This is a genomic window from Oscillatoria sp. CS-180 (assembly GCF_028330965.1).
Lineage (GTDB): Bacteria > Cyanobacteriota > Cyanobacteriia > Phormidesmidales > Phormidesmidaceae > Halomicronema.
In genome coordinates this window covers 17,979-42,804 of sequence record NZ_JAQMUB010000093.1, presented here as the reverse complement: position 1 = coordinate 42,804, position 24,826 = coordinate 17,979, and the positions used below count along the sequence as shown (strand labels likewise).

General features: G+C 49.5%; 17 protein-coding genes. 7 read left to right on the top strand and 10 right to left on the bottom strand.

Annotation, left to right across the window (positions count from 1 at the left end; translation table 11 throughout):
* Positions 1-261 precede the first annotated feature (261 nt).
* The 5 genes from PN498_RS25315 to PN498_RS25295 form a co-directional block, all read right to left on the bottom strand.
* Positions 262-1,203 carry a polysaccharide pyruvyl transferase family protein gene (locus PN498_RS25315; RefSeq protein ID WP_272066239.1) on the bottom strand — a complete coding sequence of 314 codons (942 nt, stop codon included), beginning with the start codon at positions 1,201-1,203 and terminating at the stop codon, positions 262-264.
* Complete coding sequence (locus PN498_RS25310) at positions 1,170-2,180, bottom strand: hypothetical protein (RefSeq protein ID WP_272066238.1); 1,011 nt, start codon at positions 2,178-2,180, stop codon at positions 1,170-1,172. Before PN498_RS25310 ends, PN498_RS25315 begins: the two co-directional genes overlap by 34 nt.
* A 98-nt stretch (positions 2,181-2,278) precedes the next feature.
* Positions 2,279-7,339 carry an Ig-like domain-containing protein gene (locus PN498_RS25305; RefSeq protein ID WP_272066237.1) on the bottom strand — a complete coding sequence of 1,687 codons (5,061 nt, stop codon included), beginning with the start codon at positions 7,337-7,339 and terminating at the stop codon, positions 2,279-2,281.
* A 448-nt stretch (positions 7,340-7,787) separates the two neighbouring features.
* Complete coding sequence (locus PN498_RS25300) at positions 7,788-9,077, bottom strand: glycosyltransferase 87 family protein (RefSeq protein ID WP_272066236.1); 1,290 nt, start codon at positions 9,075-9,077, stop codon at positions 7,788-7,790.
* Positions 9,078-9,547: 470 nt separating this feature from the next.
* Positions 9,548-9,982 (bottom strand): ferritin-like domain-containing protein, encoded by a 435-nt coding sequence (locus tag PN498_RS25295; RefSeq protein ID WP_272066235.1) that lies wholly within the window; start codon positions 9,980-9,982, stop codon positions 9,548-9,550.
* Positions 9,983-10,254: 272 nt separating this feature from the next.
* Here PN498_RS25295 and PN498_RS25290 point away from each other — a divergent pair, with 272 nt between their 5' ends.
* From PN498_RS25290 to PN498_RS25265, 6 genes are all read left to right on the top strand, one after another.
* Positions 10,255-11,442: a methanobactin export MATE transporter MbnM gene (locus tag PN498_RS25290; RefSeq protein ID WP_272066234.1), complete on the top strand. Its 1,188-nt coding sequence runs from the start codon at positions 10,255-10,257 to the stop codon at positions 11,440-11,442.
* 124 nt (positions 11,443-11,566) lie between these two features.
* Positions 11,567-12,562: an AraC family transcriptional regulator gene (locus PN498_RS25285; protein ID WP_272066233.1), complete on the top strand. Its 996-nt coding sequence runs from the start codon at positions 11,567-11,569 to the stop codon at positions 12,560-12,562.
* Positions 12,563-12,821: 259 nt separating this feature from the next.
* The gene (locus PN498_RS25280) at positions 12,822-13,814 is read left to right on the top strand and encodes a metal ABC transporter substrate-binding protein (RefSeq protein ID WP_272066232.1); all 993 of its coding nucleotides are present in this window, start codon (positions 12,822-12,824) and stop codon (positions 13,812-13,814) included.
* Between the two features lie 262 nt (positions 13,815-14,076).
* A complete protein-coding gene (locus PN498_RS25275) occupies positions 14,077-14,865 on the top strand; it encodes a metal ABC transporter ATP-binding protein (protein ID WP_272066231.1) in 789 nt (262 codons plus the stop codon).
* Entirely contained in the window at positions 14,862-15,782 is a 921-nt protein-coding gene (locus PN498_RS25270; RefSeq protein ID WP_272066230.1) for a metal ABC transporter permease, read from the top strand. Before PN498_RS25275 ends, PN498_RS25270 begins: the two co-directional genes overlap by 4 nt.
* A 36-nt stretch (positions 15,783-15,818) precedes the next feature.
* Entirely contained in the window at positions 15,819-16,649 is an 831-nt protein-coding gene (locus PN498_RS25265) for a class I SAM-dependent methyltransferase (protein ID WP_272066229.1), read from the top strand.
* Positions 16,650-16,793: 144 nt separating this feature from the next.
* Here PN498_RS25265 and PN498_RS25260 read toward each other — a convergent pair whose 3' ends face one another.
* Positions 16,794-17,195, bottom strand: coding sequence for an ExbD/TolR family protein (locus tag PN498_RS25260; RefSeq protein WP_272066228.1), 402 nt, complete (start codon positions 17,193-17,195; stop codon positions 16,794-16,796).
* Positions 17,182-17,835, bottom strand: a complete 654-nt coding sequence (locus tag PN498_RS25255) for a MotA/TolQ/ExbB proton channel family protein (RefSeq protein ID WP_272066227.1) — start codon at positions 17,833-17,835, stop codon at positions 17,182-17,184. The genes PN498_RS25260 and PN498_RS25255 overlap by 14 nt, the downstream gene beginning before the upstream one ends.
* A 448-nt stretch (positions 17,836-18,283) precedes the next feature.
* Here PN498_RS25255 and PN498_RS25250 point away from each other — a divergent pair, with 448 nt between their 5' ends.
* Entirely contained in the window at positions 18,284-19,831 is a 1,548-nt protein-coding gene (locus tag PN498_RS25250; RefSeq protein ID WP_272066226.1) for an energy transducer TonB, read from the top strand.
* A gap of 215 nt (positions 19,832-20,046) precedes the next feature.
* Here PN498_RS25250 and PN498_RS25245 read toward each other — a convergent pair whose 3' ends face one another.
* The 3 genes from PN498_RS25245 to PN498_RS25235 form a co-directional block, all read right to left on the bottom strand.
* Complete coding sequence (locus PN498_RS25245; RefSeq protein ID WP_272066225.1) at positions 20,047-22,530, bottom strand: TonB-dependent receptor domain-containing protein; 2,484 nt, start codon at positions 22,528-22,530, stop codon at positions 20,047-20,049.
* Between the two features lie 137 nt (positions 22,531-22,667).
* Positions 22,668-23,321, bottom strand: a complete 654-nt coding sequence (locus PN498_RS25240; protein ID WP_272066224.1) for a pyroglutamyl-peptidase I family protein — start codon at positions 23,319-23,321, stop codon at positions 22,668-22,670.
* Between the two features lie 197 nt (positions 23,322-23,518).
* Positions 23,519-24,820: an MFS transporter gene (locus PN498_RS25235; RefSeq protein ID WP_272066223.1), complete on the bottom strand. Its 1,302-nt coding sequence runs from the start codon at positions 24,818-24,820 to the stop codon at positions 23,519-23,521.
* Positions 24,821-24,826 lie beyond the last annotated feature (6 nt).

Genomic DNA, 24,826 nt, shown 5'->3' with positions numbered 1-24,826 from the left:
AAGACAGCTCGCTATCTTGTCCTGACGGAATTGGCGACGGCTATAGCTATACTTTGAAGCAGTCAAGAGTACTGGAAACGGTAGGATGTTGACTCTAGCTATAGACTTGCAAGATTTGCAAGTTTTGCACCCTGCCGGAGTCGGATTGAGAAATTTACAAACCCGCTATTGGAGACTCCTGAATTCCTAGAGAGCAATAAAACATCTGACGAACAAAATCTAGGATTAGTTTGGACAATAGCCGCTTCTGCCAGCGCTTTACTATTTAAAGTAGTCACCTGCAGCATCACTTTCCAATTGAGTTAGCTGCCCTTCCAACTGCTCGATTAGTGTATTGAGTTTTGCCGAACTGCTCAGAAAATGGGGCTGAGTGCGGCTTATTTTCAGTAAACATGATTCAACATTTTTCAAATAACCTGAAAAATGATTCTGTTGCCAACAGCGTCGCCAGTAGTTCGCCATGGTGATCCTAGGATGTTTGCCTTTGGTATAGGGAGGATATTGTCGGGATAGTGGGGGTAAATATTGAGGTTTGTAGGCGACACCAATAGACGCACACCAGTCCTGCCATTTAAAGTTGAGAATTCGTGGACTGGTCTGTATTGGCATCCAGGGAACTCGCAGTGCATCCGCAGCGATCGCACCGTGCATCGCTTCGGCAAGCAACAACTCTGTGCCGTCAATCGCGGATAGGACAGTTTCAACAGGCCAGCGGGGATCGACATATCCCCAATTCAATGCTTGGCAAATCGTTTTCCAAATATCTCCTGCTGCCACCGCGTGATGGATGTGAGGCATCACAGAAACCGGAAATTTTTTGGTTTGCTGTCTCTGAACGCATTGGGCTAGGAGTACTGCTCCATCCGCGATCGCTTTTTCAATGGGCAAACCTAAATGACGAGCCGAAAGCGGTCCTCTCACACAATAGACAGTCCAGCCTTCAGGTAGGAATTCCAGGGGCTGTCCATAGCCGACGCCAGTGCCCATAATGACGACCTTTTCGGTATCAAGGCGCTGCGGTAAACGATGGTTGAGCAGTGTTCCAATACCCACAAACGTGATCTGATCGTGACGATTGAAGAGATTTGGCATGAGCTTGGGCCAGAGCCAAAGATTGAGGCGATCGCCAAAGTTCTCAATGCCATCCTTGCGCAAATAGTGGAATAGCTTCATGGCAAGGGAGCCTGCCGACGTAGTTGGCATTCCAGATGATTGAGTGCTGTGCTGAAGCAGGTCTTTTTGATGGTCATAAATCGTTGCCAAGCTGATTGATCTACCCACTGTTCGTAGGCCGGTTCAGCGACGGTCTTCAAAAAAGAGAGCCACTTTTCACAAACCCGCTCGGGATGCACTGCGATCGCCCTAGCGTGACCTTGATGCACCATTGCTTGCCGCAGCGATCGATTCTCTTTTAGCTGTTGCAAAGCTTTTAGGAGATCAGTCTGGGTAGCAACTTCTAGGTAGTCTAGTGGACTTTGACGCTCGGCTCGATAGGCTGATTCGATTCCCAAAACTGAAGGAATACCGGCCAGCCAACTGTTATAGAGCTTAGTGGCAGGCTTCCGCCGATAGGTATGGCTACGCCAGCTATGGCGCCAGTCAAAACTCCGCACAGCTACGATCGCGTCCACATCACTGTAATCATGCCAGCGGGAATGAACGCCATCGCTCTTATTCCAGGGATTGTGACTAACTCGGGGTTGCCAGTTTAGCCCTAAATCGTGCAGCTGTTGTGTCCAGTCGCTTCCCAGAAAGGTCAGATGTTTTTGATGCCCAAAGAAAGCAATCGTCTCAAAGCGATCGCCACGATGAGGATCACGCGGAATCATCCCTGGTTGAGGCCAGTGCGGCAGAAAGTATCCAGGCTGATGACGATTCTGCACGATATTCAGCTGTGCATAGGGGTAAGGAAGCGCATCAGCCTGCATACAAATCAATAATCGCTTGGGGTGGGGACGAACAGGTTGAGTGTGAACTCTAAACGCCTTGCTGTGAACCAGTACAATTCCCTGCTCTGGTAGCTGGTTCACTAACTCACAAGGATATCGATCCTTGAGCCACAGATAGCTTTGTAAGGTCCAAGCATAAATCCCAATCATGAAGCCTGTCCAGTTTCCTCCAATCGCCTTTGGAAGATCGTGCCGCCAAAATGGTTCAGGTAAGTAAAAGTAGACAGGCATCGAACCCATATCCACTAAGGTCTCTTTAGTTTCAAGCTAGGTTGTTCATGGGCTTATGCTAACCCGGATGGGCACTAGCTCATCCGGGTTAAGAGGCGTTAGATAATCTGCAACGCCTCTTCAGGATTGGAGACATCGGGAACGATAGCAAAGCTGCTTTCATCCAAAGCAGAGGCCTGGACATCGTTCAATATGGCCAGAACTTCGCCGCTACTCGCGACGCCCAACAGTGTGTTAGCGCCATCTTGGGTGATTGTCAGGTCAGCAAAGACAAGTTCGCCCTCTACTAGACCAATGCGGTCAAAGCCAACTTGGAAATCCAAGATGGTGTCGGTGCCGTCGCCATTGCCAAAGACAAACAGATCGTTGCCGCTTCCGGTAGAGAAGTTATCGCCGACCAGGATGTCATTGCCCGTCACGCCCATTAGGATATCGTCACCGGCATCGCCCCAGATTTCGTCATCGCCAGCATCGCCGCTGAGAATGTCGTTCCCTGTTTTGCCACCGATGCGATCGTTCCCGTCGCCACCAAAAATGATGTCGTTGCCCCCAGGCTCGCCATCTTGGGGCGATCGCAAGTTGAGATCACCTCGTAACACGTCATCACCGTCGCCGCCATCGATAATGTCGTTGCCGAAGCCACCTGCTACAGTGTCGCCGCCGCCTAGCGCTTGGATGAAGTTGTCCTCATCAGTACCCACGAGCGTTTCTGCCTCGTTGGTACCCACGATATCAGGCACCATGCCGCCATCGGTATCGTCAATCGTAATCTCGATTTCACTGGTGCCTGGATCGATATCGTAATTCTCACCGTCTAAAACGCTAAACCCAAAGGTTTCTGGACCTTCACCAGGACCATCGTCAAAGATTGTCGTAGTGACAGTGACTGTATTTTCAACAGCGGTGAAAATAAATCCGCTTGCATCTTCGTTGGGAGCTGGGAATCCGGCTATTCCAGTAACTGTTGCAATCGGACTGCCATCTTCACCAGTGGTGATGAACTCACCTAATGCACCAGCAGTATCGCTATCAACCGCAATTTCAAGCCCCCCTTCAGGAATCTCACCGTCAATGTTGAGGGTGACGGTCAGCATTTCGCCTTCATCAACCTCTGTCTTATCGGTTGTCAGACTGACCACAGGACCGCCCGTACCGGCAACCCCATCAGTGATATCAATGCTGACTGTAGTAGCATCTGGGTCGAGCGTGTAGTTTGCCCCTGGGATAGGCAACAAGCTGGTCGTGTAAGTTTCGTCAGCCTCTGCCACATTGTCATTAAAGACAGCCGTTGTGATGGATCCAGTGGGCTGAGTTAACCGATAGTCTAGCGTGAACCGTCCTGGGGACGTTTCCTCAAAGTCAACGAACTCCAAATTTTCAACTTCGAAGATATTGAAATCAAGGTCATCAGAGCCGAAGAAGTTTTCGTCCAATCTCAGTATGATTCCTTCATCAGGAAACTCACCTGTCGCCTCAAAGTTAAAGGTGAGAGGGGTCTCCTCTTCTTCGTTGAGGACGGTTTGGGATGCTGTGAAACTGACAACTAAGGGGTCTCCCACTGCTGGCTCTTCGTCGATGGTAATTGTGACCTCATTTGCAGTTGGATCAACGTCATACCCTTCACCGTCAAGCAAATTGTACGTAAAGGTTTCTAAGCCTTCAACATCATCATTTTCAAACACTTCAACGCTGAGCGTTGCAGTCGGTTCTGTGATGCGGAATACCAGAGCGCTGGCGATTTCGTTCGTGCCAACGATGTTACCGCCGGTAATGACAGGCCCCTGTACAGAGAGCTTGTCCTCTGGATCACGTGGATTGGAAGCACTAATATCAAACTCGGCAACGGCACGAGGTTCATCACTGGCAAACTCGACCACAATACCGTCGGGTGGCACTTCTCCATCAACCTTAAAGGTTATTTCGATACGAGTTTGCTCAGACTCGAACAGTTCAGTTGGCGTTGCGGTGACGCTGACGGTGGGTCCCACTCCGCCGGGTACACCATCCGTTACGGTGAAGCTGTCAGAGTTAGCGTTGGGATCAACTGCGTAGCCTTCCCCATCAACCAAAGTATAGGTGAAGGTTTCATCCATTTCTTCCAGAATGTCATCGACCACTGGAGTCGTAATACTGGCAGTTGACTCAGTGATAGTGAAGACAAAGTTGCTAAGGAAGCCCTCGCTAGACGGATCTCCGTCTAGGGCGAACAAGTCGAGCACGCCCCCAGTAACGGTATCAGCAACGCCCTGGTCAAAGCGGAAGAACGTTTCTAAATTCTCATCAAAGCGAGTTTGAGCTGCGGTGAACTCCTGCAAGATACGAGCCGCATCACCCTCTAGGCTGACCTCAATGCCTTCATCGGGAATATCACCTTCAACGCTGAAATTAAAGACTAGAGCAGTGCCATCCGCCTCACTGACAACATCAGGCTCGATGCTAAAGCTAACGACAGGCTCATCAACGACCGTATCCTCTTTGACAGCGATTGAAACTGTGGCGATTTCAGACGTATCCTGACCATCGCTAGCCTGATAAGTGAAGCTGTCTGTTCCCACAAAGCCCGCATCAGGCGTGTATGTGAAAGAACCATCTTCTTCAAATTGAACAGTACCGTTGCTGGGGTTTCCAACAAAAGTAGCCACTAGCGAATCGCCATCAGCATCAGTATCGCCATTGAGAACACCATCAGCAGCGGCAACGGATAGCGTTGTGTCTTGCGTAACGGTATAGCTGTCATCGTCGGCAACGGGAGGCGTATTATCAGGCGGGTCGATACCATCGTCATCTTCGATGGAAAGCGTCACTGAATCTGCCTTTCCATCAATTTCATAGCCTTCACCGGCCTGCAACGTGTAAGTAATTTCTTCAATACCTTCGTCAATTTCGTCATCAAAGACGGGGAGTTGAATGGTTGCAGACTCGCCAGTGACGTTGATTGTAAAGCCACTTGCGTCGCTGTTGGCACTGACCAGCTGCGCTCCAGTGAAGACAGCGTTTTGAACATCAAATTCAGCTAGGGAGCCTGGAATGTCACTATCAATGGTGACGTTGACGCCTCCCTCTGGTGGTGCTTCGCTGAGGCTCAAAGTTACAGTTGTGACCGTGTTGTCTTCTTCAACTAAATCAGTGGGGCTGGCACTGATGCTGACAGTTGGCTCTGTAGGCGGAGGCGTTCCGACGCTGACCGTGACAGTCCCTTCATCGGTGCCGCCCTGGCCGTCGCTGACTGTATAGGTAAAGGTATCGTCACCCGCAAAGCCTGCATCAGGTGTATAGGTGAAAGAACCATCTGCATTCAAGCTAACGCTGCCGTCGCTGGGATCTGTGGCGATCGCCGCTGTCAAATCATCTCCGTCAGCATCAGTATCGCCTACTAGTACACCGCCTGCGGCATCCACCGTCAAAGGCGTATCAAAAGCGGTTTCGTAGCTATCATCATCGGCTTCCGGCGCCGTGTTGACAGGGCCAGCTACGCTAATTGTCACGGTTCCTTCATCGGTGCCGCCCTGGCCGTCGCTGACTGTATAGGTAAAGGTGTCGTCACCCGTAAAGCCTGCATCAGGCGTATAGGTGAAAGAGCCGTCTGCGTTTAAGCTGACGCTACCACCACTGGGGTCAGAGGCATTTTCTGCGGTTAGGGAGTCTCCATCTGCGTCAGTATCGCCATTGAGAACGCCATCCCCTGCACTCACTGTGAGTGGAGTATCGAAGGTCGTGTTGTAGCTGTCGTCATCAGCTTCTGGAGGGGTGTTAACAACGTTGGTATCTCTCAGGGTCAGCGTCACCGCTCCTGCGCTAGAGCTAACCGTATAGCCATCACCAGGCAAGACTGAAAAGGTCGTTTGCTCTTCACCAATATCGTCATTACGCAACGGGCCATTGGGATCGGTGACTGAGCCATCCTCTGTCCGATCTTGGTCATCAAAGATAGGAAAGGAAATGGTAGCGGTCTGTTCCTGAATTGCGATGAGAAAACCGCTATTGTCCTGGAACCCTCGAATGAGCTGACCTCCTGTAAAGGTCCCTTGCGGGGGCAAAACTTCAAAATCTCCTAGGCCAAAAGCCTTTCCAGTACCAATGTTGACGGGCAATCCACCTGCTGGTGGTGGTTCACTCAAGTTGATCGTCAGGGTTACCCGTGTGCCCTCATCTTCCACAAGGGTTGTAATGTCGGAGGTGATACTAACCTCTGGCGATGGTGTTGATACCTCGCTGGGATCATCAAAAATGGTCACGGTTGCAGAGCCATTATTGACGGTTGTGCCCTCTGAAACTGGGGTAACCGTCCAAGTGATTTCCTGGGGACTGTCGTCTGTGAAGTCGTTGAACACAGGCAAGCTAATAGAAGCTGTAGGTTCAGTAATAATGACATTGAAAGCTGAAAAGTCGAGTCCAGGGGAAACGTCAATAATGCCCTCATCCAGACCGCCCTGAAGACCATTAAAGTTCAGCAAAAAGAGGTTCAGCTGGTTAATCGCTTGAGGAATACTCCCCTCCAGACGGACAACGCTGCCACCTTCAGGAATGTCTCCATCCACATCAAAGTTAAAGGAGTAAAGAGTGCCTTCGCTTTCGATCAGCGTATCGGTGTTGGTGCTGAAGTTAACAGTCTCAAAATGTCCTGTATAGCTGTGCTGTAGCTGAGGTGAGAAGATGGACTGAGCGTTGACAGTGCCGACTTGAGCCTCTAAAGTCCAGTTGCGCTCTGAGCCAACGCGACCGACACGATCGCTTGAAGCCGCAATGTTTGCGCCGGTAAACTGGTGCAACTGCTGCAAAAAGAGATGGCCCATCGCACCTCTAGCAACCTGACAACCGTATAGCAGAACATCCTGACCGTGAAGAACGGTGGCCCAGGTCTGCAACTGCTCTGCATACTGAGCCAAATTTTCAAGAGTAAGCTGTGTATTGCCTAGCTGTAAGGAACCTGGGGCACCGTGAGATACAATGTGCAAACTCGAAATGGCTTGATGTTCTTCCAATGCTGCGGTGATTTGCTCAATGCCATCGATTGCTGAGTCAAGCACTAGCACGTTCGTTGAATGCAGGTCGGCTAGCAGTGCAGGCAAATCATTGACTCTGGCATCGAGAATTACGAAAGCTTGCTTAGGAACACGATCATCCCTAACATCAGCAAATGTTGATGAAGTCAAAAGCATTAAATTGAGTCCTCAATAATGTCAATAATGTGTGATGGAGACCGAAGAGATAATTCGAAAATCGTTTAGATCTGGTTGTGAATGGAAACCCGAGATTGCCTTAAGTACTTCGACTATTAGCCAAAAAAAAGAAGCATGCAGGTGTCAAAAAGTACAAGCTGCTCGCTTCGGCAGATATCTTAGCTAATGGAACGAAGAGGTATCGAAAACATCAAAAACAGTTGAGTTAATGAGGTAATATTGAGATTGAATCTCATTAGTCTGCTCAATAGATGCTACCATACCTTTTTTTCGTGTGGCCCTGCTCATGTGTAAAGTTACGATGAAGCTCCTCACAAATACTGAGAGTTTCTTTTAGCAGAGGCCTCCTACGTATTAAGGGACAAACATTGCAAAATTTGCAATATTGCAGCCGCAATAGATCTATAGTCTCCTGCATAGGACGGGTTTAAGCCGATAGGCTACGGGCCACGGTTACCCTTTCTTGCCATGCTTTTACCCCTAAAAAAATGCCTAAGCTCAGCCATATGGCAACTTGCGAAGCTGTAAATAAGCTACTGATTATCGGGGCGGCTGCCAATAGATTGGCAGGCATAACTGCGGCTAAATAGGCCAGGGTGAATACTAAGCCAGACCAGTAGGCTTTTGCATACTCTGCCGCTTCTGAAGGACGAGAGGTCGAAGCTATCGATGAATCAGAAGCCTGTTTGAAAAGACGAAACGCTGCAATGGTTGGCAACAAAATAAGGATGTCATCGTAGATTCTGTGATAGGTCCACAGGCGTGCTGCGATCGCACAGACCCCTAGCAATAGCCAGGGATCAACCCGGCGATGCCAGAGAACCCAAACACCCAAAACGAATAAGACGGTTAGGGTCAACGGGGTATTCAATTCAAAATCGCCGATAAATGTTAGTAGAGGATGTCCGTCTAAGTTAGTATTCGCCTCCAGCCAAGACATTAAGCTGTTTTGGTTGGCATATCCCCCTGTCTGAGCACCAAATTCAGCACCGACTTCAGCTTGAGAAAACCACTGTCGCATGAGCGCGATCGCACTGGCATCTTGAAATGCGGCAGCCCAAAGCGTTAATAATCCATATCCCACTAGAACAAACACGTTTGGCAGATACCACTGTCCCCGGCTAGCAAACATCACCATCCAAAAGAATGGAGCGGTTACATTAGGCTTGATCAGCGCCCCAACCACCATCGCTGCGGCTAATAACCTTTGGGGTAATTGAGCGCAGCGATGGAAAAGTAGCAATCCAGCAATCAGCGAAGGCATGAGAAAAACCACCAGCTGACCGTTACCAATCCCTGTGCGAGTGGCATAAAAGATTGGTAGTAGTCCAATCAGCGCTTTCTCTGCCCAAGTCTCAGCATGACTTTCCTGAATGACGAGGTAAATGAGCCAGACTAGAGCGATCGCGGTCATAACAGCCCACAGAATACGAGCCGGCGGAACAGCCAACCAACCTAAAAAGGGCCACATCATTAGATAGCTGGCAGGTGGGTATACAGCGCTCGGCAATTCTGCATAGGTCGGCACACCGGAAAACCAGAGTTGTACAGCCTCATAGAAAATTTTGAGATCGATCGCGCCTGAGTTGCCCGACCCCCAAATCAGACGAACGAACTCTTTGAGGAGTCGATTCAAACAGGAAACACTCAATAGCCCAACGGCAACAGGCAGCAGTTTATGCCGATGCCCCATCCATAAGCGTTGAACGTTAACCATAAGATTTACCGAATAAGATCTCACCTAAGTTGAAGCGTCAAGGGTGACAATACAGAGCTCATTGAAATAGTATGCCCGCCCTTGTTTCCAATGCTGTCATCTCACAACATCAAAGTGATTAGGACTTACGCACGGCCCCCTTGCATCCCCCAAAATTGGGGGACGTTGCATCCGGCTTCCGCATATTTGGGGATTAAGGAGCCAAAGCCGGATGCAACTGCGTAAGTCCTGGTGATTTTTGAAATCAGACTTAATTAATGACCTCTTACCCAAGAAGATCTAAACTTCTTCTACTGACGGCTTTTCAAATTAGGAGAAACTGTGCATCTATCAATGGGTTGATTTGAGCATTTTTGGTCGTCAGATTCTTGGATATGCTGACGCTGATCATCAAAAAATTTGTTGTTGAATAGAAACAGCAACATCAAATATCACTATTGAATTTCTGCTATTCCTTTTGTCGCAACACTTTAGCTGTAGTCCCGCAACATCTTTTTGATTTCAAGATTGTGCAATTCTTCTTGACCAATTTTAGTCCGAGTATATTCCTCCAGGTAAATACTGGCGTTTTCAACAACGTCTAGCAAAGTTTTATACATTGCCAGTGCTTTCTGCTCATGATTAAGGCTTTCCCTCAGCAAATCTGTGACTGAGTGCTGATTGGTTTCCTCGATCGCAGAAATTCGCTGACTAGGATGACCTTCCAAGCCCGTGATAATTTCCCCCGCTTCCTGAGCATGCAGTAATGACTCATTGGCTTGAGCCTTGAAGAAACCCACAATCGGAATCCGGTTGGGACCGGTCACCATGAGGGCATAGTGGGTATAACGGACAACACCAGCCAACTCGAATTCCATAATTCGATTAAGCAGTTCAATTGCGCTTTTGATGTCGAGGTCTTTCATGATGCTCCTACTTATAAAGATGATAGGCGTTGCTTATTATGAGGGGTTGGCTCTCCATATATTAAGGAGGCACTATTTGAAATCCCCTAAGCGAGGGATTTAAGGATTTCATGCCAAGCTGAGTGCCTGACCCGTTCATCCCCAAATTCAGCAACACCGGACGATGTTATGCCAATTCTTGATCTTAGAGAATGATGGGCAATTGTGGATTCGCGAGCAAGCAAATTTTCTCCAGATTAGAATAGGGTCTGAAACTACCGTTAGGGGAGATAATGCGATCGCGGCGTTGGACTAACTGGATACTGATCTGTTTTTTGGCTTGCTGTCTGTCGATCAGCGCCAAAGCCGCTTGGGGCCATGCTCCTGATGAGGTTGGTGGCTTTGAACCTGTACCCAATAGGATTGAGGAATTCGATTGGCAATTGCCCAGTTGGGTTCCTAGACCCGTCGTACCAGACGATAATCCGATGACGGCTGCCAAGGTGGAGTTGGGGCGGCATTTGTTTTACGAACCCCGCCTATCGGTCACTGGGGATTTCTCTTGTGCCACCTGTCATCTTCAGCATTTGGCATTCGCCGATGGCAAAACCCTGCCTGCAGGCGCAACGGGTGAGGTGCATCCCCGTAACTCCATGGGCTTGACTAACGTGGGTTACAACTCAGTTCAGACCTGGGCTAATCCACTGATGCAGCATTTAGAGCAGCAGATGCTAGTGCCTCTGTTTGGCGAGGAACCTGTGGAGTTGGGCATGGCAGGCCGAGAAAACGAACTGTTGCAAACTCTACAGAGCGACTCAGACTATCAGCAGCGGTTTCAGGATGCCTTCGATGACGAGAGTCCTGTGACTGTTCGTAATATTAGTCTAGCGATCGCCGCATTTGAGCGGACTCTCAATTCTTTTGATTCTCCCTATGATCGCTATCGCTATGGCGGTGATGCTACGGCGATCTCCGATGCAGCCAAACGGGGAGAAGCGCTCTTTAACAGCGAACGTTTGGAGTGTTTTCACTGTCACGGCGGCCTCAACTTTAGCGACTCTACCCGCCACGAGCGATCAGGCTTTACTGAAATCGCCTTTCATAACACTGGACTCTACAATATTGACGGCAACGGAGCGTATCCGTCCGACAATACAGGAGTGCAGGAAATTACCCAAAAGGCTGCGGATATGGGTCGGTTTAAGGCCCCTACTTTGCGGAATATTGAGGTGACTGCACCTTACATGCACGACGGTAGCGTGGCAACGCTAGACGAGGCGATCGCTCACTACTCAGCAGGTGGTCGCACCATCTCAGAAGGTCCTCATGCTGGGGTTGGCAGTCAGAACCCTCTGAAGAGTTCTTTCATCAAGGGCTTTTCTCTGACTGAGACTGAAAAACAAGACCTCATGGCATTCCTCAAAAGTCTCACGGATGAAACGTTCCTAACTAATCCAAAACTGAGTTCCCCCTTCGAGTAATTCATCGGAGAAAAGTGTCAGGTAGCCTGGAGCATCGTCTGTGTTATGGTCGGTCCCTAGATCGGGATGAATCGTGTTCCTTCAGGAGACAATCAGTTTATGCAAGGAGGGAACCGGCAGACTTATGCACAGCAAGCAAACGCAACTCAGAGCTGAGTATCAATCCCGCATCAATCGCGTGCTTGACTATATCGAGGCGAACTTGGGTTGCGAACTGGCGCTCTCTAAGCTAGCCGAAGTAGCGATGTTTTCTCCTTACCATTTTCATCGTATCTTTCGTGCCCTGGTGGGGGAGACGCCTAGTCAGTTTGTTCAACGGGTCAGGCTGGAAAAGGCGGCGGCGTTGCTTTTAAACAACCTTGCTCAACCGATCACTACGGTTGCACTGGATTGCGGATTTTCTAGTTCAGCCACGTTTGCCAGGGCCTTTCGTGACAAATTTGGGCTAACTGCCAGTGAATGGCGCGAGTGTGAGGGAAAGATAGAGCGCAAGAATTGCAATACAGATAGCAAGCAGGGGCAAACACTTCGCAACTGGCGAAAAGACTATGACGTTGTCGCTTTCTACAGTAGTGACGTACTAAATCACTGGCAGTGGAGAGTAACAATGAAAAGTGACCACAAGGCAGGCTTAAATTTCGACGTTGAAGTCAAAGAGTTACCTGACATGGCAGTTGCTTATGTGCGACATGTCGGCCCCTATAGCGGAGATTCTGAGCTGTATAGAAAGCTACTTGATAAACTATGTACTTGGGCAGGCCCTAGAGGGTTGATGGGGAGGACAGGCGCCAAGCTGATGAGTGTCTATCATGATTCGCCAGAGATTACTGACGACTCTAAGCTTCGTCTTAGTGTGTGCATGACGGTGCCTGACGAGACCCAAGTCGATGGCGAAATCGGCAAAATGGTTATCCCTGCTGCGACTTATGCTGTCGGTCATTTTGTTATCGACAGCGATCAGTATGAGGAAGCTTGGAATGCTTTGATGGGTGCTTGGCTCCCCGAGAGCGGCTACCAGCCAGCAGACGGCGTGTGCTTCGAGGACTATTTGAATAATCCGCAAGAGCATCCTGAGGGTAAGCACATTGTGGATATCCATATACCGATTAAACCCCTCTAAGGATCAATCTACGAGGTCTTATAGCCGTCGCTAGTGCCGTCAAACGAGATGACACTAGCGACGGCTAAAGCTATAGAACGTGATCCTTTGTCCTAGCGCTTGCGATATTGCGCTGAATGCAAGATGCCAAAATATCCAACTATAAATCCCTCAGTGTAGAGACTGTCGCCTTAACAAAAAGCAACCTAGGGAGGTAGCTCAATGTCAAATTATGAGGTAAAAATGAAATATGAAACGATTATGAAATGGGTTCATTTCCATGACAATCTCTTTCTCTACCAAAGGGATGCTTTTAGCATCTGGCCTGACCTTGAGCGTTTGGCTAACGGGTTGTGCCACCACCGACACCGAGATCACCGCTCCCACTGACTCAGTTGATAGTGTTGAAACTGCTGCTAGTACAGATGACGAGACTAAGGGCAAGAAAAAGGTCCTGACTACATTCACCGTCCTTGCTGACATTGCGCAAAACGTCGCTGGAGACCAATTAGAGGTCGAATCCATTACTCGCATTGGAGCTGAGATTCATGGCTATGAACCAACACCCAGCGACATTGTGAAAGCGCAGGATGCGGATCTACTGCTTTACAACGGTATGAATTTGGAGCGCTGGTTTGAGCAATTTCTAGGCAGTGTTCAAGACGTACCATCAGTTCTGCTAACGGAAGGCATTGAGCCTATCCCCATTGCGGAGGGTCCTTACACGAATAAACCTAACCCCCACGCCTGGATGTCGCCCCGCAATGCGCTGGTCTACGTCGAAAACATCCGTCAAGCTTTTGTAGAACTTGATCCTGATAATGCTGAGTATTACAACGCTAATGCGGAAGCCTATAGTGAAAGGCTGAGAGCAATTGATGCTCAACTGGCAGCTGACTTGCAGCAAGTTCCTGAAAACCAGCGATTTTTGGTGAGTTGTGAAGGGGCGTTTTCCTATCTAGCCCGTGATTATGGCCTCAAAGAGATCTATATGTGGCCTATCAATGCCGAACAGCAGTTCACTCCTAAACAAGTGCAAACGGTCATCGAGAAGGTTGAAACCAACGACGTTCCTACTATTTTCTGTGAAAGCACCGTGAGTGATGAAGGACAGAAGCAAGTCGCGCAGACAACGGGGTCTCGCTTTGGCGGCAACCTCTACGTTGACTCCCTATCGACAGAGGAAGGGCCAGTGCCGACCTTCCTTGACCTTTTGGAATATGATGCCCGCGTCATTTCTAATGGTCTTTTAGCTGGAGCTAGTGCCCAATAACTCAAAGCGAGTTATCGATTATTGGGTATTGTTCTTTGTTTTGCATGTTTCTCTCTCCTTTTGGGTCAAGAAACTATCTCTAGAGTTTGAAGAAAACGACTGAATTCAAAACTTAAACTTTTCTCAGCCCTAAATCATAGCTCTAGCCATCTAGGTTTTGCACCTAACAGGTGCTGAAGGTATAGCCCAATAGCTGCCATTCTCCTAACGGAACCGGCGAGGGCTATACAAACGGAGATCACTGTCTATCTAAAAGTAGGTTATGCAAACAGCACTTTCGCAACTCGATATTTCTGTCAACAATGTAAGCGTTACGTACAACAACGCTCGACTGGCCCTTTACAACGCAACCTGCACCGTTGAACCGGGCACCATTACTGCCCTCGTTGGTCCCAACGGTAGTGGTAAGTCCACACTATTCAAATCCATTATGGGTTTTTTGCAACCGAGTCAAGGAACCGTACGAATTGGCGGTTTTCCAGTACAGAAGGCACAAAAACAGCAGCTGATAGCTTATGTGCCCCAATCGGATGAGGTGGATTGGAATTTTCCTGTCAGTGTGTTCGATGTGGTAATGATGGGTCGCTATGGCTACATGAATTTATTGCGGATTCCGACCCAAAAGGATCGCCGCCTAGTCATGGAAAGTCTGGAGCGGGTAGGTATGGTGGCGTATCGCGATCGCCAAATTGGTGAACTTTCTGGAGGGCAAAAGAAACGGACCTTTTTGGCGCGAGCGCTAGCTCAGGGAGGCAAAGTCATCCTGCTGGACGAACCTTTCACTGGAGTGGATGTCAAGACTGAGAAAGGTATCATTGATCTGCTGATTCAACTGCGGGCTGAAGGTCACACGATTTTGATTTCTACTCATGATTTGGCATCCATCTCAACGTTTTGCGATCGCACCATCCTGCTGAATCGGACTGTTTTAGCAGAAGGCAAAACCGAGAAAACCTTCACCCGAGAAAACTTGGAGCTAACCTTCGGCGGCTTACCGTTGATGAACTTCAATCGAGGGCAGCTGTTCGAGTCGGTGGAGGTCGATGCGTGAGTCAGTTAGTATTGGCCTTTTCCTGGTGGGACTGGCTAATTGAGCCATTTCAATATGCCTTTCTAGTCAGAGCTATCTGGGTCAGCGCCTTTGTCGGTCTGGTTTGCGCGGTGCTGTCTTGCTACATCACGCTTAAGGGCTGGTCGCTCATGGGTGATGCTATTTCCCATGCGGTTGTTCCGGGTGTCGTCATTGCCTATGCCCTGAATATTCCGTTTGCGATCGGAGCCTTTGTTTTTGGGTTTGGCGCAACGGTCGCGATTGGCTACATCAAATCCAAAACTCGACTTAAGGAAGATGCTGTCATTGGCATCGTTTTCACTGGATTCTTTGCCTTTGGCCTGATTTTGGTGACCCGCATTCCCAGTAATATCGACCTGTTCCATATTTTGTTTGGCAATGTGCTGGGTATCTCCCAGCAAGACATCATTCAAACGTTGATTGCAGGATTGATTACGCTGGCGGTGATTTTGGTGCGGCGTAAAGATCTGCTGCTATTTTGCTTTGATCCGAACCATGCTAAGGCCATTGGGTTACGAACTCGGGTCATGTACTACACGCTGCTGCTGGTCCTGGCACTGACCATTGTGGCTGCTTTGCAAACCGCAGGCATTATTCTGGTTATTTCGATGCTGGTGACGCCTGGATCAATCGGGTACTTGCTGAGCGATCGCTTTGACCATATGCTGCTCTACTCCGTTGCCAGCAGTGTGTTGTCTTGCGTGTTGGGCACTTATCTCAGCTATCACTTTGATGTGTCCACCGGAGGTAGTATCGTGGTTTTGCTGACCGCCCTTTTCGTAATGACGATGGTCTTTGCGCCCAAGTACGGCATTCTGGCTCAGGAAATCCGTAAGCGGTCCGCTCAGATGCTAGAAGATGAGCCAAATCAGGAAGTTGTCGTGGATCAGGCTTAGTCAAACCGTCGGTATCGAAACTGGGCAGCGATCAAATTGTCTTCAGATAAAGTGGTCAAAACCAACTACTACAACTCTATTGCTACTATCTATGATCAAACCCGCTGGATGTCAGAATCTGTAGCGGAAGACATTGCCGATGCGATTCTGACGCTGGTTGACGCTAATCCCAACACCTCCTTTTTGGAACCGGGTGTCGGCACTGGGCTAAATATTCTTCCTTTCGTCAAACGCGGCTATTCTGTGACGGGCATTGATATTTCCCAAGCAATGCTCGATCAGTTCAGACGGAAAGTCCAACAAACGCCATCCAATTTAACACCGTCTAATTTAACTCTGATTCAGGCGGACGCTTCGGAGTTGCCCTTTTCAGAGTCCAGTTTTGACGTTGTGTTGACCGTGCATATGATTCACACGGTCTCTCATTGGCCAACCTTTCTGGGTGAGATCGAGCGAGTTCTGAAACCGGAAGGCTTCTATCTCAATGCTCAATGGGTTGTTCCCCCAGCCCGTAAAGTCTTTGAGAGCCAGTTCAAAGCCATTTTATTGCAATACAAAGAAACGCAGGTTCCTAAACGTGTAGATAATTGGATTGAAGAGATTGATGGTTATTTTCGGGGCAGAGGTTATCAAGCCGAGTATCAGATGGTGAAGGAATGGTCTGTGACTAATACTGTTGCTGAACTGCTGAGCTATTACCAATCACGGGCCTATGGCTTCTGCTGGTGGGTGCCTGACGATATCTTCTATCGTGTTATGGCAGACTTTGAAGCATTTTGCGCTGACTACTATGGCTCACTGGAAACAGAACTCTCCTCTACAGCCCAGTTTGAACTCTGGATCTATACGTCAAGCCAAGCAGCTTAGCTACAAGTGAGCGATAGGGGCGATCGCCGCCTGTACCGATTCACAATGTTGGCGTTGCGATTGCAGATTTGACAGATGTCCGAACACCAGCGCTTTCAATCTCAATATCGGTAGCGATAGGAAAGGAAAACAGCACGGGATACTTTATGGACGTTCGGTGGCGATGCCCAATGCAGCTCCTTCAATCTCCCGCAGTTCATCCATTACAGCGATAACGCGACCGTGGTTAACGGCTTCGTCAGCATTGATGACAATCACAGACTCTTGGACTGAGTCCATTAACTCGCGGACGCTGGACTGAAGATCGTCAAGGTCAACCGCTTCGCTGTTGAGGGAAATATCGCCCGAAGCCTGGACGGTGACGGTAATGCGCGTCCGTTCTTGAGTTTCAGAACTATCGGCCTTAGGCAAATTAACGGGCAAAGATTCGGAGCGAGTGAGAAACAGACTGGATATGATGAAAAACGTCAAAATTGCAAAAATGACGTCAATCATCGGCACAATATTGAGTTCAAAGCTCTCTTCCGATTCTTCAGGAATGTACATAGCTTTCTCCTCGCGCTAATTGCTGCTGTCGTTCGTAGTGCATTTCATAGAGAATTTCAAGCTGCCCCCCATATTCCTGAATCAGCGCTATCTGACGTTTATACAGACCGCGAAATAGATTGGCAAACAGCAGGGTTCCCATCGCTACGACCAAGCCTGCTGCCGTCGACACCAGGGCCTCACTGATACCCCCAGTCACCAGGTTTGCATTAGCTCCAATATTGCCTAATTGCAAGGCATCAAAGGACGTAATCAATCCCAAAATGGTGCCTAGCAGCCCTAATAAAGGCGAAACGCTAATAATCGTGGCGAATACGGTGTTGAATCGTCTGAGCTGTGGCAGTTCTGCCTGCATGGCGCTTGCCAAGGCTAAATGAAACTGTTTGGGACTTGCGCCTTCAATCTCAAGAGCTTCTAGAAAAATGCGGGCAATCGGCAAGTTAATGTTTTTCTTGAGCCTGGAGTGGACCTCCATAGGGGCTTGTCGATAAGTCCGTAAGATGTCTTGGATGACTGAGCGTTGGCGACGGTTCAAACGAAACCAAAACAGGCATCTTTCCATGATGAGGGCGATCGCTACCAACGAAAATAGTAGAAGCGGCCACATCACAATGCCGCCTGCTGCAAAAATTCTTCCCATGATTATTCCTTCTCGTCGTGCTTGGCTACAGCCGTCATGCCACATCGTAGAGGACTAAACCTCTTATTGAAAGTCACTTTCAAACGAATTGAGCCTTATTGTTGAGTCATTGTCAAGCCTAGCAATCGACCTCACTCAACAATATCAGACGGGAACTATCATCTTGTAGGTCAAGGGGTTTCGAATAAGTCGGGTCACCATTATGATTCCAGACGGTAAAGAAATCGTTTCCAGAATCAGAAAAGCGCTGTTCTCAAAGCGTTTTGTATCGACTTGATGGACCTTACGGTAGCTGCTTTAATATCTCGTGGTCACTTTTGAGGTTGCGAACAACGACTTCTCAAAAAGTCAGCTTGGTATAGACAAAATCTATTCAAAAGGTATTGACTTATCAGTAAACTTTCTCAACTATGGATTGTGGAGCCGTGTATTGTCTACTCAATTTCCCATGAGCCTTTCAGAATCCTGCGCTAACCAACACGAAAAGGAACAAGCTGGGCTACGGAAACTCTTGATATTAGGTCTTTTAGGATCGGTTGGACTACACGGGTCCATTTTCGGTCTCAGTTCTTTAGGCATTTGGCAGCGCACTGTCGAGGCAGAACTATCCGCCATTGAACTGCTGGTAATGGAGCCACCAATAGAACCGATTGAAGAGTCATCGGAAATTCCCCCAGCTGAATTGAGTAGTGAAACCAACGATCCAGCTCCTGCGGCGATTGCCGAGGCTCCGCCCCAGACGGCTGTTGCTGCGCCCTCTCCGCCACAACCTGCCGAGTTGGTTGAACCCGAACCCGAACCGGAGCCAGAATCGGAGCCCATTCCTGAAACTGAAGTTGAATCGGAGCTGACCGAGCCTGAGGAAGTAGAAGAAGAGGACGAACAGCTAGAAGAAGAACCGTCGGAAGAGGAGGAGCCGTCAGAGGAAGAAGAGGAACCGCTAGAGGAAGAAGCGTCAGAAGAGGAAGAAGCGTCAGAAGAAGAGGAAACTGCTGAAGACACCGAGGAAGAGGATGAAGACATCGTAGCAGCGCTGGATGCGTCTCAAATTGAGCGTCTACGTGAATTTTTCAGCGGCATTGAGACTGGTGACGGCAATAGTGCTGCAACGGATGAGTCAGCCGATGCATTGGAAACTGGAGTCACGAACGGCGCTCCGTCAGGAACAGGTGAATCGGAGGAAACCGCTGCCCGCACTGGGCCAGGTACTGAGAATGGCACCAATACTTCCGGTGATGGTACGGGCGAAGGCCAGGGTTCACGCACGGTAGCTTGTCAAAGTTGTGTGTTGCCTGACTATCCTCAAAGTGCTTTAGATGAAGGCGTAGAAGGCACGCCTCGCTTACAGGTTGATATCAATCCAGATGGGACTGTACGCAGTGTGACCCTTGTGCAATCTAGCGGTAATAGTGCGATTGACCAGGCGGCAATCGAAGCTGCCCGTAGCTCTAGCTTCCAGCCCGTTACTGGCGGAGCAAGCGTTCCAATTGAATATGACATGACGATAGAAGGGTCTGACCGCAATCGAGAAGCCCAAACGAGGGGCGATCGCCGTTCAGTTGAAGTGCCTACAGAAGAAGCCGAGACCCCTGCTCAAACGGCTCAGGAGATTGAGTCGGAAGAATTGACTCCCGATGCTGCTCCTGAAGAAGATGTCAATGCCGGCTCAGAAGACGAGCCATCTCCAGCAGAAGAGGCCACTGAAGAAACGGTTGGTGAAGATGAGGTCGAGTCGGCTGAGCCTACAGCAGAAAACGATCCAGAGGCACCGGAACCCGCCTCTGAGGAACCCGCCTCCGTAGGTGAAGATAGTCCAGCGCCCGCCCCCGAATCGGAACCCGTGCCGACTGCTCCTGAACCGGAACCCGCGCCGGAACCCGCAGCTGCTCCTCAGCCTGCCCCTGAACCGGAACCCGCGCCGCCGCCTGTGCCCGAACCCGCCCCACAGCCTGCTCCTGAACCCCCTCCTCCTGATCCATCAGAAGAGGAGTCCTGATGAAGCAATACAGTAAGTTCAGAGGTTCGCTGATATAGCCGTCGCCAGTTCCGTTAGGACCAGACGGCGAGCCATCTGGTCTATGCTAAGCACACAGATGCTAGGGAATGCAAAAACCTAGATGGCTACAGCTATGTAAGGGTTGGTTGATTGAGCTGGGCATCTTAAAAAATCAGGGACGCCAAAGTTGAGGTGAATCTATCCTTTATTCTCAATCAAAATCTGGCTCTGTACTGAATTCCATAAGTGGCTGGTGCTCCAGAGGTGGTTGGGATTAATGTGCCGCCAAAGAAAGAGGCCGCAGTTGTTAGGGGACGATAGTCGAAGATATTATTGGCAAATAGATACACTCCCTGATTCTCGTCAAATTCGTATCCTAAACGACCGTTGACCAAAACATATGGACTTTGTTTCAGGGAGTTGTCGTCGTTGAAGAAGGTGGTCCCGAATCCAAGTAGTTCAAGACGACCAAAGACACCATTGGGCGATCGGTATTGAGCCGCAATGTTGAAGGTATAGTCAGGGGCATAAGGTAACTTATTGCCGCCGAAATCGCCAAGGTTGGGATCTTCGTAATCGGTATAGGTCGCATCAAGGTAGCCCAATCCTGCACTCAAGTCGAGTCCTTCGATGGGGGTTGCTCTTAGCTCTGCTTCGATACCGTTGATGGTCACTCTAGCGTTATCAACAAATCCAAATAGACCCGTTGTCGGATCAGTTGAGGGAACTTGATAGTCTTCAATGGGGTTGTGAAATAGGGTCAAGTTGGCGGCGAGGCGATCGTCAAACCAAGAAGACCGGAGACCCACTTCATAGTTCCACGACTTTTCGGCATTGAAAAATAGCTGTCCAGGCTCGGTTGCTCGAAAGTTGACACCTTGAGCGCGATAACCCCGAGCAATCGAGCCATAGACCATCACATCAGGGGTGATTTGATATTCCATGGCAATCCGTGGAATGAGTTGGTCGCCGTTATTACTCTCGTTGCTGAAGGATGCTGTCCCTAAAAGCGACTCAGAGACAGCGTCAACGAGCGTGCTGTTGAACACTTCATACCGTAAGCCTGCTGTCAGCGTTAGGGGTTCAACCGGACGATAACTGACCTGACCGAAGGCTGCGTAGGTCTCTTCGTCAATTTCAGCGCGAGTTACGCTAACGCTGGGACCGCCCAGATCAGCACCGATCCGAAAACCTTCTTCCCCAACGTCAAAGTCGCGATGCTCATAGTATCCCCCTAATAGCCAAGTAAATGGGGCTGTTTCATCAACCGATTGAAGGCGGAGTTCTTGGCTGATGACAGTGGAGTCTATCTGCACAAATTGCTCCAGCTGATCGAGCTGTGTCCCGTCAGAATCATTTCTGAATGCCTGGTCTGAAAAGCGCCGCGCTGAGATAGATGTGAAGCGCATTCCCGAGTCTTCATAAGCGACTCGAAGTGACTGAGCATTGGTGTCCAAATGGTTGAAACCCTCTACATTGCTATCGGTTTCAGACGGATCTTGGTCGAGGTCAAGACGACCGATGGGCGGAGTGCCATCTCGATAGGCATCCAGAGATGTATTCAGTGCGATTTCCCAATTTTCTGAAGGCGTCCACAAGAGCTGAACCCGTCCTCGTCCCCCTGACTCAGAATCGACGCCCTGATTGGTTGCCGTATTGAACAGATAGCCATCACGTCGATCAAAGCTGCCGGATACCCGAAGAAATAGCTCGTCTTCGATAATGGGTTCATTGATCGTCAAGCGGGTATCAACGTTATTGAAGTTGCCAAATCCGATGACAGCGCTGTATTCGGACTTATTGGTGGGTCGGCGAGTCACAATGTTGACAACACCGGCCTCGGCGTTCCGTCCATACAGCGTTGATTGAGGTCCCCGGAGGACTTCTACGCGCTCTAGGTCAGCCAGATCAAGATCGAGAAATCCTGTGTAGTCGTAAGGGACGTCATCAATATAAAAGGCGACAGGGTCTCTAGAAAGAAAGTTGAAGTTGCTTAAGCCTCGAACGCTGTACAGCAAGAAATTTCGGTTAGCCGTGTAGGTTGTAAAGTTGGGAGTTAAGCCGGCGACCTGCTCGATAGACGTAATGTCAGCATCTTCAATATTGTCGGCAGTGAAAGCTGTGATGCTGATGGGAACGGCTTGTAAGTCATCTGGCTGTTTCTCAGCAGTCACCGTAATGCGAATTGGGTCAGCTGTCACAGCTGTTTCGGATGACATTACGCTGAGCGTTAATCCGCTTGGTCCAGGAACGATCTGCCCCGTTGGAGGAGTATCCAGCCCTGTGATTCGGATCTGCACTTGATTGGCCATGGGAGCGATCGCGTCAACATTGACAATGCCTTCAACTGGATTGGCCTGAGAAAACGATTCACCCTCTAGCTGAGCATTAGGAATGTTAACAACGAGTCGGTTTCCGTCGGTCAAGAAACTGCTTTCCAGGACGTCATCTTCAGCTGTTTCAATAACGATGTTAAGTCCCTGATCTGTTGGAATTAGCTCAATCCGAGTGATGGTAGCAATGTCAGGCGTTTGTGAAAGCTGATAGACATTCGGATGAAGGGGCATTTCCTGATTGGGCTGAGGCGATGTTGCTGCGAAGGAAACAGAACTAGCCATCCCTAGTTTGAGGTTGAAAGGCAAGGTGGCGATCGCAGCCCCGACAATCATCGCACCCTGTCTGATAAATCTTATGTTCATGCTGTGCCCATAATGTTTAAACTCACGCAACCTGCCGCTAGGTTGGATTGCTGTTGCCTGAGGATCCATCAGAATCTTACAGCTAGGGGAGAGTTAAGACACAGATCATTCAAATCGATATGAGAACGCTGTTACGTTTATGTCATTTGTCGGTCAATGATTAGTGCTAAAGCGTGGCAGGTCATCGATATCGGCATAAACGGTGACTCTGACCAAGCCTGAATAACTTGTTCTGGAAGGGCTGGAATGTGTACGAACCCTGCTTTCAGGGTAGGCTGCTGGGTTGCCTGCCATCGTAGATAGTGATAGAAGGCCTGATTACAAAGATGAGTGCCGCAGTCATTGGAAAGTCGGGCTGGAATCGTGTGATTGTTCAGCAGCGAAACGAGTTCCTCTTGTTCAGGCAGGGAACTCCAATAGGCCGTTGGAGCACCTGTCACAACGGGTTCACCCTTGGGGGCATTGCCTGCGCTATCCAGCGTCACAAAGTACCTTAAGTTTTTAGCCATTCTTTCTAAGGCAATACGGTTATAGCCTCGGGCTTGGCCTATGCCTATGCAAACATCAGGAGCGATTTCGGTCAGCATTTCAGCGATCGCCTGTCCTAATATGTGAGTATTTCCGGGCAGGACTCTAAAGTAGAGACAATCCTTGTAGGGCCTTAAAAGCTCGGGGAGATGATTTTGCAGCGAATTCACCACTAGCTCGGAGGCGTTTAAACCGTCATCGTTAGGCTTAAAGCCCGTAACCAAGACCTTCACGTCACGCATTTTTAAGGTAGAGTTTAGCATCAGCACCCAGGAGCGTTTCCTCCTCTGCGTTGGATAAAGTAGCGTAGTCGCGAAGCTGCTCTTGTCTTAGTTGTAGGGATAGTTCGCGTTGATCGGTGTTGAATATGACTGACATTTGCAAAATTTGCAAATGTATAGCCGTTGCCAGTTTTGTTAGGACCAGATGGTTAGCCATCTGGCGATCGCTAGGCACCTGATTAAGGGTTTTCAGGGGTATGGTCGGGCAGGAGGGTTTCGACTGATCGCAAGATGCGAAATCCGTAGCCGCTGAGACCCACGAGTGTCATCAGGGCGGCTGACACCGTGTAGAGCAAGGCAATCCCAGCGCCTTCTCCGGTACCTAAAAGAGGGCCAAAAAGGGGAGCTAACCAGCCATCGGACTGCATCGCAGGTTCAAAGACGAAGTCGGCAAGGGGACCAGCGACCAAAGGGGCGATCGCTCCAATAACCAGACCAATCATCTGATCTGCGGCTAAGACGCGCCCCTGTAGCGACGGCGGCACTTTGGCATACCAAATGGCGTTGCTGGAACTGTAATAGAGTGGAATCACCAGTGTGGCGGCAAAGTGAGCGGGTATCCACACCCAAGAGGACTGTCCTAATCCCAAGACGACCTTGCAGAATCCGGCACCAATGAAGCCCAGCAACATACCATGAATGCGACGCTTAAATCCCCCCTGCCAGCTCAGTATCAAGGCACCCAAGACGCCCCCAATGCCAGCGGCAGTGGTCACGGCTCCCAAAACCTGAGCATTGCCTCCTGATCGCGCCAAAATCATGGGATTGTAGAGAGCTTTGCCAATATCGCTGGGGATGGCGAAGCAGGAGAAGGCGATCGCCATTGCCAGTAAACCCGGCGTGCTGAAAATGTGGCGAAAACCAAAGGTTAGGTTTGACCAGTTAAAGACGGCGGCGGTTTCTTCATCGGTCTCTTCGGAGGATGATGGGGGAATGTCGGCTAACAGCAGCGTTACAAAAGCAATCAAAAAGGTACTGAGGTCAATCAGAATAATCCCCTTGAGACCAATGAGGGGATATAGGCTACCCGCCAGAATTGGTGAGAAAATCGCGCCGCTGTAATTCACAGCAGCCACCATACTCTCAGCCCGAGTGTAGTTGTCTTTGGAAACGAGCAGAGCAATGGAGGTCGAGTAGGCTAGGGTTTGAATTTGCCCGAAGCACCCATAGACCGCTACAGCCGCATAGAGATGCCAAATTTGTAGGAGATCGCTCCAGAACAGCAGGGCGATCGCGACGGTGCAGAACATCGCCACCACATCCCCCAGAATCATCAATTGCTTACGGGGAAAGCGATCAACAATGATGCCCGCCAGGGGCGTCACAACAATGCGCGGCAGTTGAGAAAAGAAGGTTACCAGGGCCAGACTGGTCGCCGATCCGGTGATTTCCCAGACCCAGAAAATCAGGGCAAACACCGTCATGTAGCTGCCAATGGTAGAGACGAGTTGCCCCACCCAAATTCTGAGAAATGTCCGCATACCCTA